This window comes from Synechococcus sp. MU1625 (assembly GCF_020514205.1).
Lineage (GTDB): Bacteria > Cyanobacteriota > Cyanobacteriia > PCC-6307 > Cyanobiaceae > Parasynechococcus.
In genome coordinates, this window is record NZ_VTLA01000001.1 from 119,389 (window position 1) to 137,707 (window position 18,319).

Annotated in this window: 21 protein-coding genes; 8 read left to right on the plus strand and 13 right to left on the minus strand. The window is 60.5% G+C overall.

What is annotated here, in order from left to right; genetic code table 11:
* Positions 1-23 precede the first annotated feature (23 nt).
* The 3 genes from FZX13_RS00720 to trpC are packed head-to-tail and all read left to right on the plus strand — an operon-like array spanning position 24 to position 3,177.
* A complete protein-coding gene (locus FZX13_RS00720) occupies positions 24-812 on the plus strand; it encodes an RNA methyltransferase (protein WP_226406416.1) in 789 nt (262 codons plus the stop codon).
* Entirely contained in the window at positions 809-2,251 is a 1,443-nt protein-coding gene (gene lpdA, locus FZX13_RS00725; RefSeq protein ID WP_226406417.1) for a dihydrolipoyl dehydrogenase, read from the plus strand. The genes FZX13_RS00720 and lpdA overlap by 4 nt, the downstream gene beginning before the upstream one ends.
* Before the next feature lie 41 nt (positions 2,252-2,292).
* Positions 2,293-3,177: an indole-3-glycerol phosphate synthase TrpC gene (gene trpC, locus FZX13_RS00730; RefSeq protein ID WP_226406418.1), complete on the plus strand. Its 885-nt coding sequence runs from the start codon at positions 2,293-2,295 to the stop codon at positions 3,175-3,177.
* Here trpC and FZX13_RS00735 read toward each other — a convergent pair.
* Genes FZX13_RS00735 through FZX13_RS00765 form a run of 7 tightly spaced genes read right to left on the minus strand, consistent with a single transcriptional unit; the run spans position 3,174 to position 7,220 of the window.
* The gene (locus tag FZX13_RS00735) at positions 3,174-3,857 is read right to left on the minus strand and encodes an MnhB domain-containing protein (protein WP_186571709.1); all 684 of its coding nucleotides are present in this window, start codon (positions 3,855-3,857) and stop codon (positions 3,174-3,176) included. The genes trpC and FZX13_RS00735 overlap by 4 nt on opposite strands.
* On the minus strand, positions 3,854-4,360 hold the full coding sequence (locus FZX13_RS00740; RefSeq protein WP_226406419.1) for a hydrogenase subunit MbhD domain-containing protein: 507 nt from the start codon (positions 4,358-4,360) through the stop codon (positions 3,854-3,856). The genes FZX13_RS00735 and FZX13_RS00740 overlap by 4 nt, the downstream gene beginning before the upstream one ends.
* A complete protein-coding gene (locus FZX13_RS00745; protein ID WP_226406420.1) occupies positions 4,357-4,677 on the minus strand; it encodes a monovalent cation/H(+) antiporter subunit G in 321 nt (106 codons plus the stop codon). Before FZX13_RS00745 ends, FZX13_RS00740 begins: the two co-directional genes overlap by 4 nt.
* Positions 4,674-4,928 (minus strand): hypothetical protein, encoded by a 255-nt coding sequence (locus tag FZX13_RS00750; RefSeq protein ID WP_186571712.1) that lies wholly within the window; start codon positions 4,926-4,928, stop codon positions 4,674-4,676. Before FZX13_RS00750 ends, FZX13_RS00745 begins: the two co-directional genes overlap by 4 nt.
* The gene (locus FZX13_RS00755) at positions 4,925-5,320 is read right to left on the minus strand and encodes a hypothetical protein (RefSeq protein WP_226406421.1); all 396 of its coding nucleotides are present in this window, start codon (positions 5,318-5,320) and stop codon (positions 4,925-4,927) included. The genes FZX13_RS00750 and FZX13_RS00755 overlap by 4 nt, the downstream gene beginning before the upstream one ends.
* Entirely contained in the window at positions 5,317-6,837 is a 1,521-nt protein-coding gene (locus FZX13_RS00760) for a proton-conducting transporter membrane subunit (RefSeq protein ID WP_226406430.1), read from the minus strand. Before FZX13_RS00760 ends, FZX13_RS00755 begins: the two co-directional genes overlap by 4 nt.
* Positions 6,834-7,220, minus strand: a complete 387-nt coding sequence (locus tag FZX13_RS00765; protein ID WP_226406432.1) for a cation:proton antiporter subunit C — start codon at positions 7,218-7,220, stop codon at positions 6,834-6,836. The genes FZX13_RS00760 and FZX13_RS00765 overlap by 4 nt, the downstream gene beginning before the upstream one ends.
* A 67-nt stretch (positions 7,221-7,287) precedes the next feature.
* Between FZX13_RS00765 and FZX13_RS00770 the strand changes: the two genes are divergently transcribed.
* Positions 7,288-7,956 carry a hydantoin utilization protein A gene (locus tag FZX13_RS00770; protein ID WP_226406434.1) on the plus strand — a complete coding sequence of 223 codons (669 nt, stop codon included), beginning with the start codon at positions 7,288-7,290 and terminating at the stop codon, positions 7,954-7,956.
* On the opposite strand, the gene sodX is transcribed toward FZX13_RS00770, so the two are convergent.
* From sodX to FZX13_RS00790, 4 genes are read right to left on the minus strand one after another with little or no spacing between them, the layout of a single operon-like run.
* Entirely contained in the window at positions 7,939-8,271 is a 333-nt protein-coding gene (sodX, locus tag FZX13_RS00775; RefSeq protein ID WP_226406435.1) for a nickel-type superoxide dismutase maturation protease, read from the minus strand. The genes FZX13_RS00770 and sodX overlap by 18 nt on opposite strands.
* Positions 8,272-8,321: 50 nt before the next feature.
* On the minus strand, positions 8,322-8,795 hold the full coding sequence (gene sodN, locus FZX13_RS00780) for a superoxide dismutase, Ni (RefSeq protein WP_226406437.1): 474 nt from the start codon (positions 8,793-8,795) through the stop codon (positions 8,322-8,324).
* A 42-nt stretch (positions 8,796-8,837) separates the two neighbouring features.
* A complete protein-coding gene (locus FZX13_RS00785) occupies positions 8,838-9,437 on the minus strand; it encodes an FKBP-type peptidyl-prolyl cis-trans isomerase (RefSeq protein WP_115023743.1) in 600 nt (199 codons plus the stop codon).
* Between the two features lie 51 nt (positions 9,438-9,488).
* Positions 9,489-9,818, minus strand: coding sequence for a phasin family protein (locus tag FZX13_RS00790; RefSeq protein ID WP_115023741.1), 330 nt, complete (start codon positions 9,816-9,818; stop codon positions 9,489-9,491).
* Between the two features lie 53 nt (positions 9,819-9,871).
* Here FZX13_RS00790 and lnt point away from each other — a divergent pair, with 53 nt between their 5' ends.
* On the plus strand, positions 9,872-11,287 hold the full coding sequence (gene lnt / locus FZX13_RS00795; RefSeq protein ID WP_226406439.1) for an apolipoprotein N-acyltransferase: 1,416 nt from the start codon (positions 9,872-9,874) through the stop codon (positions 11,285-11,287).
* Here the strand turns inward: lnt and mnmA are convergent.
* The gene (gene mnmA, locus FZX13_RS00800) at positions 11,239-12,390 is read right to left on the minus strand and encodes a tRNA 2-thiouridine(34) synthase MnmA (protein ID WP_226397852.1); all 1,152 of its coding nucleotides are present in this window, start codon (positions 12,388-12,390) and stop codon (positions 11,239-11,241) included. The genes lnt and mnmA overlap by 49 nt on opposite strands.
* A gap of 51 nt (positions 12,391-12,441) precedes the next feature.
* Between mnmA and FZX13_RS00805 the strand changes: the two genes are divergently transcribed.
* Complete coding sequence (locus FZX13_RS00805) at positions 12,442-13,965, plus strand: NAD(P)H-hydrate dehydratase (RefSeq protein ID WP_226406441.1); 1,524 nt, start codon at positions 12,442-12,444, stop codon at positions 13,963-13,965.
* A gap of 174 nt (positions 13,966-14,139) precedes the next feature.
* The gene (locus tag FZX13_RS00810) at positions 14,140-15,081 is read left to right on the plus strand and encodes an RpoD/SigA family RNA polymerase sigma factor (protein ID WP_115023736.1); all 942 of its coding nucleotides are present in this window, start codon (positions 14,140-14,142) and stop codon (positions 15,079-15,081) included.
* A gap of 46 nt (positions 15,082-15,127) precedes the next feature.
* Here FZX13_RS00810 and pdhA read toward each other — a convergent pair whose 3' ends face one another.
* Complete coding sequence (gene pdhA / locus FZX13_RS00815; RefSeq protein WP_226406443.1) at positions 15,128-16,213, minus strand: pyruvate dehydrogenase (acetyl-transferring) E1 component subunit alpha; 1,086 nt, start codon at positions 16,211-16,213, stop codon at positions 15,128-15,130.
* A gap of 101 nt (positions 16,214-16,314) precedes the next feature.
* Between pdhA and FZX13_RS00820 the strand changes: the two genes are divergently transcribed.
* On the plus strand, positions 16,315-18,291 hold the full coding sequence (locus FZX13_RS00820) for an ARC6/PARC6 family protein (protein ID WP_226406445.1): 1,977 nt from the start codon (positions 16,315-16,317) through the stop codon (positions 18,289-18,291).
* Positions 18,292-18,319 lie beyond the last annotated feature (28 nt).

Consider the following 18,319-nt stretch of genomic DNA (forward strand, 5'->3'; position numbering starts at 1 on the left):
CCTTGGTCAAGCGTCTTAGAGGCTTGGCCACCCGTGTTGGGCGTGAGGCCGAAGGGCTGTTGCTCCTGGAGGGCACCCATCTCTTGCAAGAGCTTCTGGCGCGAGGGAAGGCGCCGGAGGAAATCATCGCAACGGAGGTCTGGCTGGAGCGTCATCCGGAACTCGCCGAACGTTGTTCCCAGGCGCGATGGCGGATTGTCACCGATGAGGTGTTGCGGGCAGCGCTAACAACGGTCACACCCGATGGCGTCGCCTGCCTGAGCCCACTGGAGGCTTTGCCCACCGTTCCGTCGGTGTTGGACTTCGTCCTGGTTCTGGATCGCATTCAGGATCCGGGCAACTTGGGCACGTTGTTGAGGACGGCGCTTGCCGCTGATGTGAACGCGGTCTGGATGGGCGGTGGCGTTGACCCCCTGGGGACGAAAGTTATGCGGGCGTCTGCTGGTGCTCTGCTTCAAATGCCGCATCAACGCTTTGGCCCCAGCGAAGAGATGGCGATCCAGCTGCTTCAGCAGCAACTCCAGCAGCTGGTGGCGTCGGGATTGCAGGTGGTAGCCACCCTGGTACCGGATCCGACGAAAGGTGATCCCCCATCTCCCTACTGGGATCTCGACTGGAGACGGCCGACGGCGCTGGTGCTGGGAACCGAGGGTGCAGGCCTGCATCCGGATCTGCAGGCCTGCTGTACCCATGCCGTCACGCTTCCCCACAGCTCACGCGTTGAATCCTTGAATGTGGCGTCTGCAGCGGTTCCTCTCCTCCTGGAGCGGCGAAGAGCGACAATGACCGCCACATCGCAGCAGTTCGGGTGAGCGACGCCAGCTTCGACTTCGACGTCATTGTTATCGGTGCCGGCTATGGCGGCTTCGATGCCGCCAAACATGCCGCCGACCATGGCCTGAAGACGGCGATTGTTGAATCCCGCGACATGGGAGGCACCTGTGTGAACAGGGGCTGCGTTCCCTCTAAGGCTTTGCTTGCCGCCAGCGGAAAGGTGCGGGAGCTGGCGGACGACAAGCACTTGTCGAGCTTTGGAATTCATGCGGCTCCTGTGCGTTTCGAGCGGCAAAAGATCGCTGACCACGCCAATCAGCTCGTTCAAACCATCCGGACCAATCTCACCAAGACCCTGGAACGGGCTGGGGTGACAATCCTCAGGGGGCATGGCCGTCTCGAGGGCAGCCAGAGAGTCGGGCTGCGGGAACCCAGCGGTGTAGACAGGGTTCTGACCGCTAAGGACGTGATCATCGCCACGGGGTCTGATCCCTTTGTGCCGCCTGGCATCGAAACCGATGGCCGCACGGTTTTCACCAGTGACGAGGCCATCAACCTGGAATGGCTGCCCCGCTGGATCGCGATCATCGGCAGCGGTTATATCGGCCTTGAATTTGCTGATGTGTACACCGCCCTCGGTTGCGAAGTGACGATGATCGAGGCGATGGACAAGGTGATGCCCACCTTTGATCCCGACATCGCCAAGATCGCTGGGCGTCATCTGATTGATGGTCGCGATATCGATGCACGTTCCGGTCTGCTGGCCCGCAAAGTCACCCCAGGCTGTCCGGTGCAGATCGAACTGGCTGATTTCAACAGCCGTGAATTGGTGGAGACCCTTGAGGTTGATGCCGTTCTGGTGGCGACAGGGCGTGTTCCCAGCAGCAAGGGCCTCAACTTGGAGTCGCTGAATGTGGAGACGAACCGCGGCTTCGTCCCGATCGACGACGCCATGCGGGTCTTGGTCAACGACCAGCCTGTTCCCCATCTCTGGGCCGTCGGAGATGTGACAGGCAAGCTGATGCTGGCCCACACCGCTGCTGCCCAAGGCACCGTTGCCGTGGACAACATCCTTGGCCATGCGCGTGAGATCGATTACCGCAGCATTCCGGCAGCCACCTTCACCCATCCCGAGATCAGCTCTGTTGGCCTGAGCGAGGCGGATGCCAAAGCTTTAGCCGAGAAGGATGGCTTCCAGCTCGGTTCCGTTCGCAGCTACTTCAAGGCCAATTCCAAAGCTTTGGCTGAGCTGGACAGTGACGGCCTGATGAAGCTGCTCTTCAACAAGTCCAGTGGTGAAGTGCTGGGGGCCCACATCTATGGCCTTCACGCCGCCGATCTGATCCAGGAGGTGGCCAATGCCGTTGCCCGCCGTCAAAGCGTGCGTCAGCTCGCCACCGAAGTCCACACCCACCCAACCCTCAGCGAGGTGGTTGAGGTTGCTTACAAGCAGGCTGCCGCCCAAGTGGCTGCCTGATCCCGCGAACCCGTTTCTCGTTCAAGCTTTTCCCCTTTTCCATGGAGATCCGCCGTCGTCCCCCAAACCCAAAGGTGCGGGTGGCCCATCTTGAATATGCGGTTCCTCACGATGACGAGGAGCCGCGTCACATCCTCGAAAAAATTGTCTGGGCAAAAGATCGTGAGATCGATGTGGCCCGCGACAAGGTCCCCCTGGACAACCTGAAGCAGCAGATTGCCAAGTTGCCTGCCACGAAGGATTTCCTGGGGGCTCTTCGGTCTGCCGCTAAGACACCGGCGGTGATCGCTGAGGTGAAAAAAGCGAGTCCCAGCAAAGGAGTGATTCGTGAGGATTTCGATCCGGTTGCGATCGCCAAGGCTTATGCAGCTGGCGGTGCAAGTTGCCTGTCGGTGCTCACCGACAAGACCTTTTTTCAGGGGGGCTTCGATGTCTTGGTGGAGGTCCGCCAGGCGGTTGACCTTCCTCTGCTCTGCAAGGAGTTTGTGCTGAGTCCATATCAGCTGTTTCAGGCCCGGGCAGCGGGCGCTGATGCGGTGCTGCTGATCGCGGCCATCCTGTCGGACCAGGATCTTCGTTATCTCAACAAGGCCGCAGCGGCTCTGGACCTCACGGTGTTGGTGGAAGTCCACGACGCCACCGAACTGGACAGGGTTCTCAGCATTGGTGGCTTCCCACTGATCGGGATCAACAACCGCGATCTCACCAGCTTCGAAACGGATCTGGGTACGACTGAGCGGCTGTTGAACGACTTCAACGACCGGTTGAAGCAAGAAGATGCACTGCTTGTGAGTGAGTCGGGTCTGTTCAGTAGAGCTGATCTTGATCGGGTTCAGGCCGCCGGTGCAGCAGCGGTGTTGGTGGGAGAAGCCCTGATGCGGCAGCCAGATGTTGAGGAGGGTCTGCTTCAGCTCATGAATGGCTAATGCAGCTGGTTGGTCGTGAGAAACCGCTGGATCATTCCCCATGAACCCAGAGTCACTTTCAGCCCAACAAGAATATTGAGGATGGGAAGCAAGCCACCACTGAGGACAGCCCCGTACTCTCCGCTGGGCAGATTGAACCCCTCCAGCAGCAACAGGCTCAGCACGATGAAGATCAGCACAGCGCTTTCTTCAAGCGTCTCGGCGTGAATCCTGCGATAAGCCCCCGTTGCCTCAGCGGAGCCGCCGAACAAAAGCACAAGAGCGAGTGCAGTCCCTCCTGCAACTCCAGCGGCAAATCCACCACCTGGGCTCAAGTGACCTCGCACGGCGAGTTCGACGGCGATCAATGTGTTGAGAACGGCGCCGAGGCGGAAGAGAACCACCGCCGCTTCGTCGTCGGCTGGTTTGAGATCGTGTTCGGCCGTTTCGCTGCTCAACAGGTGATGCACGCCCATTGAGGCCAATGTGAAGACAATCACTTCGCCGACAGTGTCGTAAAGCCTGAGATCCAGAACGATGGGCGTGACCACGTTTGGTACGCCGAACTGATCCACCAGTGCATTGACAGAAAGCGGGGCAGGAACGACCTGTTCCATCCCTTGCACCAGTCCGAGCCCTGTGCTGGTCAGCGTGATCAGCAGACCGAGTAAGGCAAGTAGGGGGATGATTGACGCGATCATCGGCTTCCGAGAGAGGGATCCAGAATGAGATTCATCTCCCTGACGGCGTGGGAATCACGGGCGGTGAGCTCGGCCAGTAAGGAGCGATGCCGGATGAGAACCGTGGGCTGGTTCTCATCGTTCCGGATGAAGGCTGCATGAAGGTCACCAGTTGCTGAAGACGGGGCGATTCCAATGAGTTCGAGACGCAGCCCCACCATGGAAAGAAGTCGTCTGAGCTGTTGCTCTTGCTCAGGGGGCATCGAGGCTTGGGGATGTTGGAGGAGTCGGAATGTGGTGGTGCTTTTGATTGCGACGGTATAGAGCAACGTGGAGAGCAACGTGCCCACAAGGGCTTCAGTGACGGCCACATCTACAGCGCCATATGTTGCGAATAGCAGAGAAGCGAAGCCACCCAGACTGCTTCGCAAGACAACGGCTTTCCAGGGATCGTCACAACGCACAAGGGCCAGGCCAATCAGGGGGATGCCCAGGAGGGGTGGGATGACGTAAGAGGGAGTCATCGGATGGCCTCCTCCTGCAGAACCCCGGTTTGAGGATCGGTTGCGTCCTCTGCTGCCAATCGACTCAAAACGATGCTGAAGGTGGAATTCCACAGCACAAGGCTGACAAGACTGAGCAGCAGCAAGGGCCATTCACGGCTGCGGAGTAGCAGCAGGCCGCCCACGATCAACAGGGAGCCGATGGTGTCGGAAACCGTGAGGGCATGAAGTCGAAAGAAGATCGACCGGCGCAAGAGCAGGGGAATCGTTCCCCAGAACCAGAGCAAGATGCCAAGCCCAATCAAGAACCAGGCCAGGATGGAAAGGACCGTGGTCATGGCTTGTCTCCCGCCCAGCGGGCCAGAAGAACGAGTCCGGCATCACCACTGATCAGGCTGATCACCGCGACCAAACCCAGCATCCAGTCATCTCGGATGACTGAAAGAACCAGAAGAATGACCGAAAGTCGAACGGACAGGCTGCCCAGGCAGGCGATCCGCGACATTCGGCAACTGGTTACGACGAGAGCCAGCGTGGCAAGTAGCGCAGCAAGCTCCATCAGATCGAGGGCAAGTTCCGTTGGAGTCATGACACTTTCTCCAGGTGGGTTCGCACCGTGTCTGTACTGGTTCCCAAAACCAATGTTTTTGGGGTGAATGAGACCATCACCAACCAGCCAAACCGCAGCATCGGGTCCCGCTGTGCCCATTGAGGCCAAGGATCCTCACTGATATCCGGTCGACTTCGGAGCCCTTGGAGCGGCAGGGTGAGGCCTTCCCGAATGCCTTGGAGTGTTGTTCCAGGAATCAGCCGGAGCATGGTGATCAGGTTGCCGCGGTTGGTTTTGCGGAGGGTTAGGGGCGGCAGCAGCAGACCAATGCCTAAACCGATCAGGACATTGAGCGTGCTCAGGCTGGCTGTGAGCAGGAGCCAGGCGACCAATGTTCCGGCGATCTGAAGCGGTGTTGTTGTTCGTTTCATGGCAGTGAAGCTCCCGTGGAGACGGTGCTGTTGATCGCAGTCCCCACCAGCAATGTGATGCCGATGGCCAGCACGATGGATTTGAAATTTTCCAGATCGGGTGGTGTCCAGATCCGTAGTGCTGGCCGGATCAGTCGTTCTCCCACAACTGCCATGCCCAGCACGAGCGCCAGTTTCAGCAGGGAAGACGCACTCAGGCCGAGGGGCTGCTGCAGCACATAGGGGAGAACAAAGAGTGCAATGCACAGCAACCAGATTCCCCGCACCCTGATTGCTGTATCCGTGCCCGCAATCTGAGTATTTGCAAGGTCAGTGCTGAGTTGGCCGCTGCTCGCGTCCTTGGCTGATGGGCTCGGCCAGCGATCGGGTAGGAGCTTGACCAAAACCAGTGCCGTGATCACGCCAAGCCAGCCCACCACTGCGGCTAGTGGCATGGGTAGGAGTTTGACGAGTGCAGTCTTGGCTCCGTAGCCCAGGCTGAGGGGGAGACCAATCAAGGCAAGGCTTGCGAGCAGCATCGGCCAACCGAGGCGCCCGTGGATCCCTGTCTGTTGCAGGGTGCGGATGGACCGATGAGGGAGTCCGCCTGCGGCGAGAAAGAGAGCGGCTTTGCCCAGCCCATGGGACAAGGCATAGAGGCCGGCGACAGGGGGAACGATCAGTGCAAATCCCATTTGAGACACCGTGCTCCAGGCCAGCAGCCGCTTGATGTCGTTTTGCACCAGGGCCGCTACGCCGCCGATCACAACGCTCAACAGCCCTAAAACCAACAAAAGTTGGGCGGCCTGGACGTTGATCAGGCCAAGTCGGCTGAGGGGGGCGATGCCGGCTGTCACCACGCTGCCCGACAGAAGGGCTGAGATTTCTGCGGAGATGGCGGCATGGGTTTTTGGCAGCCAGAACCCTGGAAGAAAGGCTTCTGACTTGATCAACAAACCAACCAGGATCAACAGGATGGCGACCCCAGGTGCAGTTGCCGCCGCATCGATGGCAAATGATCCTGTCTTGGCGTAAACCACCAACACACCCAGCAGGAAAAGCAACATCGCCAGATCACCCAACATCAGATAGCGGAAGGCAACCCAGAGCGTGGCTCGACGCTTGAGATCCACCATCAGCAGGAAACTCACGATCGAGATCAATTCGATTGCGACGTAGATGCTGACCAGATCAGCTGCGAGGTAAATCGAGTTGAGGGCACCATGCAGCACCAACAGCAAAACAGGTTGAAGGTGATTGTTGTGCTGCCGTTGTTGTTGCAGGGCTATGGAGAGCAGCACGAGCGCGTTGAGAAGCACAAACGGAAGTTGCTGCGTATCCAGTTGGAGGGTGACCGCTGGATTCGTGCTGATGTTGAGGGGCAGGAGCGATGCGTTGGGCCCTAAAAACATGAGAGCCACGCACAGGCTCAGTAGAGGTACCGCCCACAACAAAGGCCTCCCCAGCCTTGGGCTTAGGGCGGCCACAAATGCTGCGATGGCTGGAAGCAGCAACCATCCGATGACGACGCTGTTCACGGCCATGGTTCGACGACCTCGTTGTCGAAGTCATCAACACGGAGCAGCGGATGCTCACGGGCCATGTGCCGAAGCAGCACCAGAGCCAGGGCTTCCACTGAAAAGCCGATCACGATCGCAGTGAGGATGACGCCCTGGGGAAAGGGATCCGCGATGTATGAACCGACAATTTGAGCATCCACAACGATGGGCGAGGCAACACCAGTTCTGGAGGCCACCAAGATGAACAAGGTGACAACGCCTGTTGCTGCAACATCGATGGCGAAGAGTTTGGAGAGCAGACTTCGTCGCAGCGTGAATCCGCTCAAGCCGATCAGCACGGTGATCACAGCCGTACCGATGGGGGCAATGGGTGACAGTTGCACCACCGTCTCCTGGTTCAACAGGATCGTATGGCACGAACAGCCTCACAACTGCTGATGCAGAATCGGGATATTCAGGCGGTTCTTTGTGCTGATTAGCCTTTTGACCGGCATTGCCGCCGGGGCCGTGCATGTGGTGGGTGGTGCTGATCACCTGGTGGCGATGGCGCCCTTCTCCCTGAACAAGCCTCTGTCCGCCTTTCGGCATGCCATGGCCTGGGGGGCCGGTCACTCCGCCGGCGTCGTGGTTCTTGCCCTGATCGCCATTGGCCTCAAAGACCTGGCCCACGTCGAAGCCATGTCGTCCTGGGCGGAATTTCTGGTGGGTGTGGCCCTGCTGGTGGTGGGAGCCCTGGCGGTTCGCACCGCGTTCGGGCTTGAACTGCACACCCATGAGCATCGTCATGAAGGTTCCACCGAGCATCGTCACCTCCATCTGCATGTGCGCGGTGCCAGCAACCACCGGCGCCACGTTCACGCCTCCTCTGGACTCGGCTTGCTGCATGGCCTGGCGGGGGCCAGTCACCTGCTGGCGGTGATCCCAGCTTTGGCACTGCCGCCCCATGCGGCAGTGGGCTATCTGGTGGCGTACTTGCTTGGATCCATCGGTGCCATGGTGGCCGTCGTGTCGGTGGTGTCGTTCCTCACGGTTCGCAGCGGTGCTCGACTGATGCCTTTCCTCGTGGGTGGCACTGGAGCTCTTTCGATCGTCACCGGAGCCCTCTGGCTCCAGAAGACCTCACCGGTCTTGTTCTGATCCCCTGCTGGGGAGCCGACCCACCACCTCTCCGATCAGCAGGCTTGTCGCCACTGGTCCGAGTTGGCGGCTGTCGGTGCTTTCGGCTGGGTTGTCTCCCAACAACCACAGCCCCGTGCTGTCCAACCTGTTCAGGCGTTTGATCAGGCGAAGGTTGGTGCGCTGCGGATGCCATGTCACGAGCACGGATCCCAAACGCAGGGTCGAGTTCGAGTTCAGACGCCTGACCAGAACACGGTCTCCCGGTTCAAGGGTGGGCTGCATCGATCGCCCTTCGATGCGTAGCAGCAGCCGAAGGCCACAAAAAAGCAGCAACAGATCCCGAAGGCCTGCTGCTGCAATAGGGGCATTGGACCTGTTCGAACTCAGGATGCGGTGACCCAGGCGTCGGAACGACCCTTGGACTGCCAGAACATGCCGTGGATTTTTTCAACGGCGGCCATCAGCTCCTCTGCCTTGGCCTGATCGATGTTCACCTTGCAGGCGCTGCAGAGCTTGGCTGCTTTCCAGAAGGTGTCGTGCAGATCAGGGAAGGTGGCCAGGTGGTCGGGCTTGAAGTAGTCGGTCCAGAGGATCAACAACTCTTTCTTGGTCTTCTGTGCTTCCTCTTCCTTAATGGCGACGTAGCGACCGAAGGTGTTGTTGTAGGCGGCCAAAGCAGCCGCGTCACCCGCGGCGGGGGCCTCAAGGCCCTTCAGCTTCTTGGTCATGGACAGCACTGCTTCGGCTGCCACACGAGGGGAAGCCGGGTCGTAAACACCACAAGGACCGTCGCAATGGGCTTCTGCCACGGGGGCAGGAAGGGCATATGCAATGGCGGAAAGGGCCGTGCGCAGCATCGGTTCAGAGCGGAATTGGCTTGAGTTGAGCCTAGCTTCCGCTCACTTCTTCACGTCGAGCAGTTCCACCTCGAAAATCAAGGTTGCATTGGGAGGAATCACCCCACCGGCGCCCCGGGTGCCATAGGCCAGGTCGGAGGGGATCACCAGCTTGCGTTTGCCGCCCACTTTCATTCCGGCGACACCTTCATCCCATCCTTTGATCACCCGGCCAGCACCAAGAGGGAAGCTGAAGGGGGTGCCCCGGTCGTAGCTGGCATCGAACTGCTGTCCGTCCTCCAGGGTGCCGCGGTAGTGCACCACCACCGTCTGGCCTGCACTTGCTTCCTCACCTGTGCCCACCTCCAGCTCAGTGATTTTCAGACCACTGGCTGTGATGGTGGTGTCAGGGGCATCGAGCGGGCCGCCGAGGGCCGAAGCGTCGGCGCGAGCGGAATCGTTGGCCATGGCAAACAGGGTCGGATTGGGGTCGTCGGGGTCGAGTTCGAAGCTCAAGGCCCGTTGTGGTTTCGAAGCCTCGGACCGCACGGCAGCTGGCTGTACGGGGGCGGCGTCAACAGTGGAGGGGGCCACGATCTGGCTGACCAAGGCCAGGAGAAGGCAGGCCACGCAGACCGTTGTGCTGATGATGATGTCGCGCACGGAAAGGCTTCTGTTGCTCTAATTCTGGCCTCTGGTCCGCATCGCCGGTGTTCACTCAGGCCGGTTCATCTGCCGCAGCTGCTGCTCAAGCCGATCAATGCGTCCTCGCAGTTCATCCACTTCCTTCTGACTGGGAACGCCAAAATCTTGGAGCAGGTTGTCGCGATTTCTTTCCAGGTTGCGCCCCATCTGCTGCTCCAGTTCGGGCGTTTCACCGCGGAGTGCCTTGAGCACGTCATCCACCAGGGCGGAGGCTTCATTCGGATCAAGCCGGCCACTGCTGACCCAGTTCTGGGTGACGCCTCGTAGACGTTCAGCGACGAGGGTGGTCGTCCCCAGGCCCCGGAGCAGCAACTGCTGAAGAGGATTCGCGGGATCCATAGCGACAGGCGGGCGGGTCCGATCCAGGATGCCCCCGGCCGGGACTGCTGACCATGGGCAATCACCAACTGCATCCCGGATGGCGCGCTCTGCTCGGGGGTGTTCTGGCTGGAGTGGCTCCATCCCTGGGCGGGCCACTGCTGATGGTTCCTGCTCTGGCGCTGCTCTGGTCCGTGGCTGAGCGCCCCCGTTGGTCGGCTTTTTGGGCTCTGCTGGCCGTTTTGATCAGCCACGGCTGGTTGCTGGCCCTGCATCCGCTCACCTGGATGGGAGTCCCCACCGCGCTCAGCCTGCCTGTGGCGCTGTCCCTCTGGCTGGCCTGCGGCATCCTTGCCGCTCTGCTCGTCGCCGGCTGGTCTGTTCTGGCGCGACTTTTACCTCGCCACTGGCCGTGGTTTTGGCGGCTGATGCTGCTGGCTGGGCTCTGGGCCCTGGCTGAGCTGGTGCTGTCGGGGTCACCGCTGTTCTGGATCGGCGTCGGCGGCACCACCCTGCCCTGGGACCGCCCCTTGGCGGGGGTGGCCCGCTGGTTCGGCTCCGGAGGGTTGACGTTGCTGCAGTTGTGGTGGGGCTGTTGCCTGCTGGCGCTGTTCGAGCAGCCCGCGGCTTGGCGACGCTGGGGTCTGATCGGATTGGCCAGCGTGCTGCTGGCCCATGGGTTGGGGAGCCTGCTGTTGTGGGCGACGCCGCCGTCGGTCGGGTCCGTCGCAATGGGGGTCTGGCAGCCCGCTGTTCCGACACGAGAAAAATTCAATCTGGAGCGTCAACAAGCGTTGCCCACGCGGCTGGTGGATGCGATGCGTCAGCTGGAGACGAACGACGTTGTCGCTGTGGTGGCTCCGGAAGGGGCTCTGCCTGCGAATTTTCTGGTGCCGCCGGAGGCTCCAGACATTCCCCTGATCAGTGGAGGATTTCGTTGGGTGCGAGGTCAGCAACGCAGTTCTCTGTTGCTGTACGAGCCGCCGGACCGGTTTCCCGTTCCCCTGGCTGATAAGCATCGTTTGGTGCCGATCGGGGAATGGATGCCCCCGCTGCCGGCCGGCCTGACGGCGGGATTGTCTGCGGTGGGTGGCTTGGCCCCTGGCCCGGTTCCCCGCACGATGGCCGTGGTTGAGCCCCCGGCTGCTGTGGCCATTTGTTATGAGATTGCTGATGGCCTTGCATTGGCACGCGCCGCTGCAAATGGCGCGACCTGGCTCCTCGCGATTGCCAACCTCGACCCTTATCCCCGTCAGTTGCAGAAGCAGTTCCTGGCTCTGGCGCAGTTAAGGGCGATCGAGAGCGGACGCGATTTGCTCAGCGTTGGCAACACGGGTCCGAGTGCGCTGATTTCGGCTGATGGAAGGGTGGAATGGTTGCTTCCACCTGAGGCCCCCGGCGTGGCGCAGACCGTCATTCAGGTTCGTAAGCGCGCCACGGCTTACTCCCGTTGGATCAGCCCTCCACCGAGCACGACTTCACCGTCGTAGAAGACCGCAGCTTGTCCTGGGGTGATGGAGAACTGCTCCTCTTCAAAGGTCAAACGGCAGCGGTGAGGCCGCTCCCGTTGCTGATCCGCCTCGGTGGCCTCCAGGGGGACCAGCTCTGCACGCACCGGTGCACTGCGATAACGCACCTGAACCTCAATGTTTTGTGGGGCCTGGATGGGGTCGATTGAGACCCAGTTCACCGCGCCCACCACGCAGCTGTCTCGGCCCGCTTCGGCGCGAGGAGCGACGACCACCCGATTCATCGCAGCATCAAGGCGGATGACGTGCAGCGGCTCTCGCCAGGCCACACCCAGCCCCTTGCGCTGACCAATGGTGAAGTGTTCGATGCCGTCGTGCTCGCCCACAACGGTTCCATCGCCCAGCACGATCTCCCCTTGGCGGGGTGGCAGATAGGCATCAAGGAACGCTCGCATGGATCCGTGGTGGTCCGCCAGGCAGAGATCCTGGCTTTCTGGTTTCTCTGCAGTACGCAGACCGTGTCGGGCGGCTTCGAGCCGCGTGTCGGGCTTTGTGAGTTCTCCCAAGGGAAAAACGATGCGTCCCAAGACCTCCTGGGGAAGGTCGTAGAGGAAATAGCTCTGGTCCTTGCGACCGTCGAGGCCCCGCAGCAACTGATGACGCTGTTGATCGCCCCCATGGCGGATCCTGGCGTAGTGGCCGGTGGCGATGCGGGGCAGGTTCCGCTCTTGGAGGGCCCAATTGAGCATCGGTCCAAATTTCACCGACCGATTGCACTGGGAGCAGGGCAGTGGCGTGATCCCATCGCGGTAGCCGTCCACCAGCCGTTGGACGATCTCTTGTTGGAACGTCTCCCGCGTGTCCACCACGTGGTGGGGAATGCCCAGCTGTTCACAGATGCCGGCCGCATCCACCAGTCCTTCAGCGCAACAGGCTCCTTTCCCGCTCATCAGCCAAAGGGTCAGGCCTTCCACCTGCCAACCCGCTTCCACCAGCAGCGCCGCTGTTAGCGAGCTGTCGACACCGCCGGAGAGACCAACGGCCACGCGATGCTCTCCAGGCCATTGCCTAAGACGCTCAAGAGCGGCCTCACCAGCGCGGGTTGTGGTGGATCCGATGGCCATGGGCGGCGCAGGGAGTTCTCTCCATAGTGAGGTCCCGGCAACCTGCGATTGGTGTGGCCTCCCGCTGATTCCGATCATCTGCTCGTGGATGCCTCGTCCATGCGGGGTCTGGAACAGAGCCTGTTCGACAGCGGAATGCCCGTCGCCGCATTGATGGAGAAGGTGGGGCTTGCGATGGCGTCTTGGCTGCTGAAGCGCCGGGATCTGCTGCGGAATGGCGTGTTGGTTTTGGTCGGGCCGGGCCACAACGGTGGCGATGGCCTGGTGGTGGCGAGGGAGTTGCATTTGGCTGGCATTGAGGTCTCGCTGTGGTGTCCCCTTGCCATTCGCAAGCAACTCACCGCTGATCATCTGCGCCATGGGAAGTGGCTCGGTCTTCGGCTCCTGCGTCAAGACCCGGATCCAGCCGACGCTGCGCTGTGGCTGGACGCGATCTTCGGGCTTGGTCAGAGCAGGGCGCTGCCCGACTGCTTGGCAGATCTGTTTCGGTGCCGACAGCAGTTGCAGCCTGGTGCGCTGATCAGCCTGGATGTGCCGTCAGGTCTTTGTTCGGACCACGGAACTGTGTTGGGGGAGCAGGCGGCTTGTGCTTCGGCCACCCTCAGCGTTGGCTGGTTGAAGCGCGGGTTGTGTCTGGACCCAGCCCGTCCTTGGGTTGGGGCGTTGGTGCGGATTGATCTGGGATTGCCGCCTGCGGTGATGGGCAACGCCGCTGCGGTCTTGCCGCGCCGTCTGCCGGTTGGAGAGGCCTGTAAGGCCCCGTTACCAGCGCTTCCGCCCACAGCGATGAAGTACGAACGGGGCCGCTGTCTGGTGGTGGCGGGCAGTGATCGCTACCCCGGCGCAGCACATCTCGCGCTGCGGGGGGCCATGGCCAGTGGCTGCGGCTGCATTCAGGCCGTTGTGCCGCCCTGTCTTCAATCGAATTTGTGGCAGGTGTTGCCGGAGGTGATGCAACTGGAGGAGGGGGTGATTCCAGACCGGCTGGATGCGGTGTTGGTCGGTCCCGGGCTTGGCAACCCGTCTCGGTGGTGGAACCAGTGGTCGGAGCAACTGCGCACCGTCGCTGGTTTGCTGGTGCTCGATGCAGATGGGATCAATGCCCTGGCGTCCAGTCCGGAGGGGTGGCGCTGGCTGTTACAGCGTCAGGGTCCAACCTGGCTGACACCCCATGCTGCTGAGTTCGCGCGTTTGTTTCCTGATTGTGGCGAGGGTGATGCGCTGGAGAGGGTGATCGCAGCAGCACGCTGCAGCCGTTGTTGCATTTTGCTGAAGGGTGCGCATTCGGTACTGGCGGATTCATCGGGTGCGGCGGTGGTGCTGACAGGCACGTCTCCTCGGGTTGCTCGCACTGGACTCGGCGACCTGCTGGCCGGTTTTGTGACTGGTTGGGGTGCTCAGGTCGTCGCGGCACAGCAGCAGCCAGGGCTTGAAAGCTTTGTTGCCAGCACGGCTTTGCATGGTTTGGCGGCACGTCGTGCTCAATCAAGTGATGCTTCGGCGATTGCGGATTGTTTGAAAATCCTTGCAGCGCGGTGTCAGAAAAAGCAAACAACGATGTTCAACAAAGTCTGAACAAATGACTCTTTTTGTTCACTCGGCTTGCTTGTGTCCAAAGAGCTTTTGCTGGTTTTAAATCTTTCGCAAATCTGAAATGTTTCGATTTGCTGTTCTGAATCTGAAGGGTTGCTGAAAACACATCGACATTCTTTCTGTTCGTAGGAAAGTCATCTCACTTCCGCAGCACCCATGGTGTCCACCGCATCCAAGCCGCTGGAGACTCAACGTCGGCGCAGCAGCGACCCTGTCAGCTGGTACCTCGCCACCATTGGCAGAATCCCTCTTCTAACACCAGCTGAGGAAATCGAGCTGGGCAATCAGGTGCAAGCCATGATGGCCCTCACCGAAGACGGCTCCCGCGAGTTTGCGGATGGAGAACTCACCACGGCGCAGCGTCGTCTCCTGAGGATCGGTCGGCGCGCCAAAGAGCGGATGATGAAGGCCAACCTTCGTTTGGTTGTCAGTGTTGCCAAGAAATATCAGGGCAAGGGTCTTGAATTGCTCGATCTGATTCAGGAGGGCTCCCTCGGGCTGGAGCGTGCTGTTGAAAAATTCGATCCAACCCGGGGTTACAAATTTTCCACTTATGCCTTCTGGTGGATCCGCCAGAGCATGACCCGAGCCATTGCTTGTCAGTCGCGCACGATTCGACTGCCGGTTCACCTGAGTGAGCGGCTCACCACGATCCGTAAAGTCAGCCTTGATCTGGCCCACAAGCTCGGTGCCATGCCCAGCCGCGTGGAGATCGCTGAAGCCATGGATATTCCCTTGGATGAGCTCGATTCGCTGCTGCGCCAGGCCCTCACTACCAGCAGCCTGGATGCTCCAGTCAACGGCGAAGAGGGCCGCAGCTTCCTCGGTGATCTGATTGCTGATTCATCCCTCGATGAACCGCTCGACATCGTGGAGCAGCGGATTCATCACGAACAACTGGGCCGCTGGCTGAGTCACTTGAGCGAGCAGGAGCAGCACGTTTTACGCATGCGCTTTGGGCTTGAGGGCAATGAACGTCACACCCTCGCTGAAATCGGACGTCTCATGGAAGTGTCCAGGGAGCGTGTCCGTCAAGTTGAACTCAAGGCCTTGCGGAAGCTGCGCAATCTCACCCGTCGACTTCCGAGCGGTATCTGAGCCGGCTCGGAGCCGGCTTCTTTACAACTGAACCAGTTCAGCTGAATCAGTCTTCAGCCCAGATGTAGCGCGTGAGTTCCGATGGGTCGGGTTCTGGTGCTGAGAGGGCGAAGTCAACACAGTCCTGAACGATTCCGTCGATCTCCTTCTCGATCGCGCGCAGTTCATCGCTATTCACCAGGCCTGCGTCTGTCAGATCCCGTTCAAGAGCTTTGAGGGGATCACGCTTGGCCCAGAACTGCTTTTCCTCCTCCGCGCGAAGTTCGTCTGGATCAGCGAGGGAGTGCCCACGGAAGCGATAGGTCAAGCATTCCAGCAGGGTCGGACCTTCGCCGGCCCTGGCCCGTTCCACGGCCCGTTGAGCTGCTGCCCGCACCGCCAGAACGTCCATTCCATCCACTTCCTCGCCGGCCATCCCGAAGGAGCTTGCCTTGCGCCAGATTTCTGGATCACTTGTGGCCCGGTCGTGGGACATGCCAATGGCCCACTTGTTGTTTTCGACCACGAAAATGATCGGCAGCTTCCACAACTGCGCCATGTTCATGCACTCGAAAAACTGACCGTTATTGCAGGTTCCATCACCGAAGAACGCTGCAGTCACTGCGTTGCTGGAGGCATCGCCGAGGGCATCGCGTTTGTACCGGCTGGTGAAGGCCGACCCGAGCGCCACGGGGATCCCTTCAGCGATGAAGGCAAAACCACCAAGCAGGTGATGCTCCTTGGAAAAGAGGTGCATCGAACCGCCGCGACCTTTGCTGCAACCGGTCTCTTTGCCGAAGAGTTCACTCATGACCTCGCGGGCTGGTACGCCGGCGCTCAAGGCATGGACGTGATCGCGGTACGTGCTGCAGAACCAGTCGTGCTGACGCTTCATGGCACCGATCACACCGGTGCTGACAGCTTCCTGACCGTTGTACAGATGAACAAAGCCGAACATCTTGCCGCGGTAGTACATCTCGGCGCATTTGTCCTCGAAGCGCCTGCCCAGGGTCATGTCCCGGTAGAGATCAAGGCCCGTGTCCCGGTCCACGCTGGCCCGTTGTGCTGTGACCAGTTTTGAGAGCCGTTCGGCGTGGGGACCAGCAGTCGCAGTGCCAATCGGAGCGGAATCGACAGCGAGGTCCTGACCCATGTCCACCTAATGCTTTGGAGTGAACTTTAAGGGCCAGCCGATGAGCGATGGGCAAAACCCCAGACACTGACTAAGATCCGCGTCTCCTCGCAGCGTTGCTGTTGGATCTGCCCATTGATCATTTCCGACTCCTGGGCGTCAGTCCATCGGCAGAGCCAGAAGCGATTCTGCGCCGGTTGCAAACCCGTTGCGACAGTCCGCCGGACCAGGGATTCACCCACGAAGCGCTGCTCCAGCGGGCCGACCTCCTGCGTCGATCCGCCGACCTGCTGACCGACCCCTCCGACAGGGCTGACTACGAAGCTGCCTTGCTACGCCTCAGTGAATCCCATCCGAACGGAACGGTGGGGTTGGATCTCCCGACCAGCAGCGAGGTGGCCGGTCTGATTCTGCTCTGGGAGGCCCACGGAGCTGTTGAGGCTTTTCAGCTGGCACGGCAGGGGCTCCAGCCTCCTCAGGCACCAGCCCTTGGCAGCGGCCGTGAAGCGGATCTGACTCTCCTGGCTGCCCTGGCCTGTCGCGATGCTGCGCTTGAGGAGCAGGACCAGCGTCGCTATGAGTCGGCTGCTCAACTGCTGATCGACGGCATCCAGCTGCAACAGCGGATGGGCAAGCTGCCCGATCAGCAGCGCCTGCTGGAAGACGCGTTGCAGGCGCTCACACCCTTCCGGATTCTGGATCTGCTCAGCCGTGATCTTGGTGATCAGGACTCACACCAGCGGGGCTTGACCCTGCTGGATGAGTTGGTCGTGGCCCGTGGTGGTCTGGAGGCTGCCGACGTTGATGGCGATCACCAAGGAAGCCTGACTCAGGCCGATTTCGAATCGTTTTTTCACCAGATCCGTCGCTTTTTGACGGTTCAGGAGCAGATCGATCTGTTCAGTCGCTGGTTTGAGGCAGGCGCTGCTGATGCTGGTTTCCTCACGGTTCTGGCGCTGACCGCCGCTGGTTTCTCGCGGCGTAAGCCCGAGTTCCTCGAGCAGGCGCGCGAGCGGATACAAACGCTTGCCAATGCCGACCTCGACCCCATGCCGCTGATGGGCTGTCTGGATCTGCTGTTGGGCAACGTCAAGGATGCTGAGCGGCACTTCGCTGTTCTGCGTGATGCAGACCTGCAGGCCTGGTTCCTGAATCATCCCGGTGACCGGCTCGCTGCCCAATGTGAGTACTGCCGAGCCTGGCTTGAGCGCGATGTCTTGCCCGGTTATCGCGATGTCGACGCATCGGTTGCTGACTTAGATGCCTGGTTTGCCGATCGTGATGTGCAGGGTTACGTCGATCGTCTCGATCGCAAGGCCTCGCGCCAGCCCCTTACCGAAGAGATGCCCCTGGACTGGTCAACAGCAGGGACGGCATCACTCGATTCCTCGTTCGACCTGGGTGAACCGGATCCGGATGCTGAGTCCGAAGACGTGTCCGTGCCGCTGCCGTTCTGGCAGCAACGCTGGGTTCGTCCTGCTGCTGCGGCTCTTGCGCTGCTCGGGATCGCCGTTGGAGGCATCGCCCTCGTCAGACGCAATTTGGATTACGCGCCACTGGTACCGGAAACGGTTTCAGAAACCACGGAGGTTGAAGGAAACGAGGTTGAAGAGCAACTAAGGATCGACGCTTCTCCTTCTCCAGCGAAGCCGGCCGATGAGCCCGTCGCGAGCCTGAAGCCGGCCCTGCGGCCCTCCGCTCCCTCCAAACCGCTCGTTAGCGATGCGCCGACGGAAGCGGAGCTGCAGGCTTTGGTGCAGGGATGGCTCGATGCCAAGGCTTTGGCTTTGTCCGGTCAGCCGGCGGACCTCTCCGTTGTGGCGAGGGATCCCCTGTTGAAGCGCGTGGAGCGTGAACGGGCCGTTGACGCGGCAGCAGGGCGGTTGAAGTCGATTGATGCCTCAATTACCAGCATCGAAGTGTTGGACAGAAAACCTCTGAGAATTGAGCTGCGGGCCCAGGTGGCCTACAGCGATCGTCTCCAGGGTGCTGATGGTGCTGTCATCGAAGAGACAGCACCGAGTGATTTCAGCGTGACCTATGTGCTCGGAAGGGACGGAACCCAATGGCGTTTGCATGACTACATGCCGGGATCCTGAGTAGCAGGACCGTCGCTTTTTACGATCA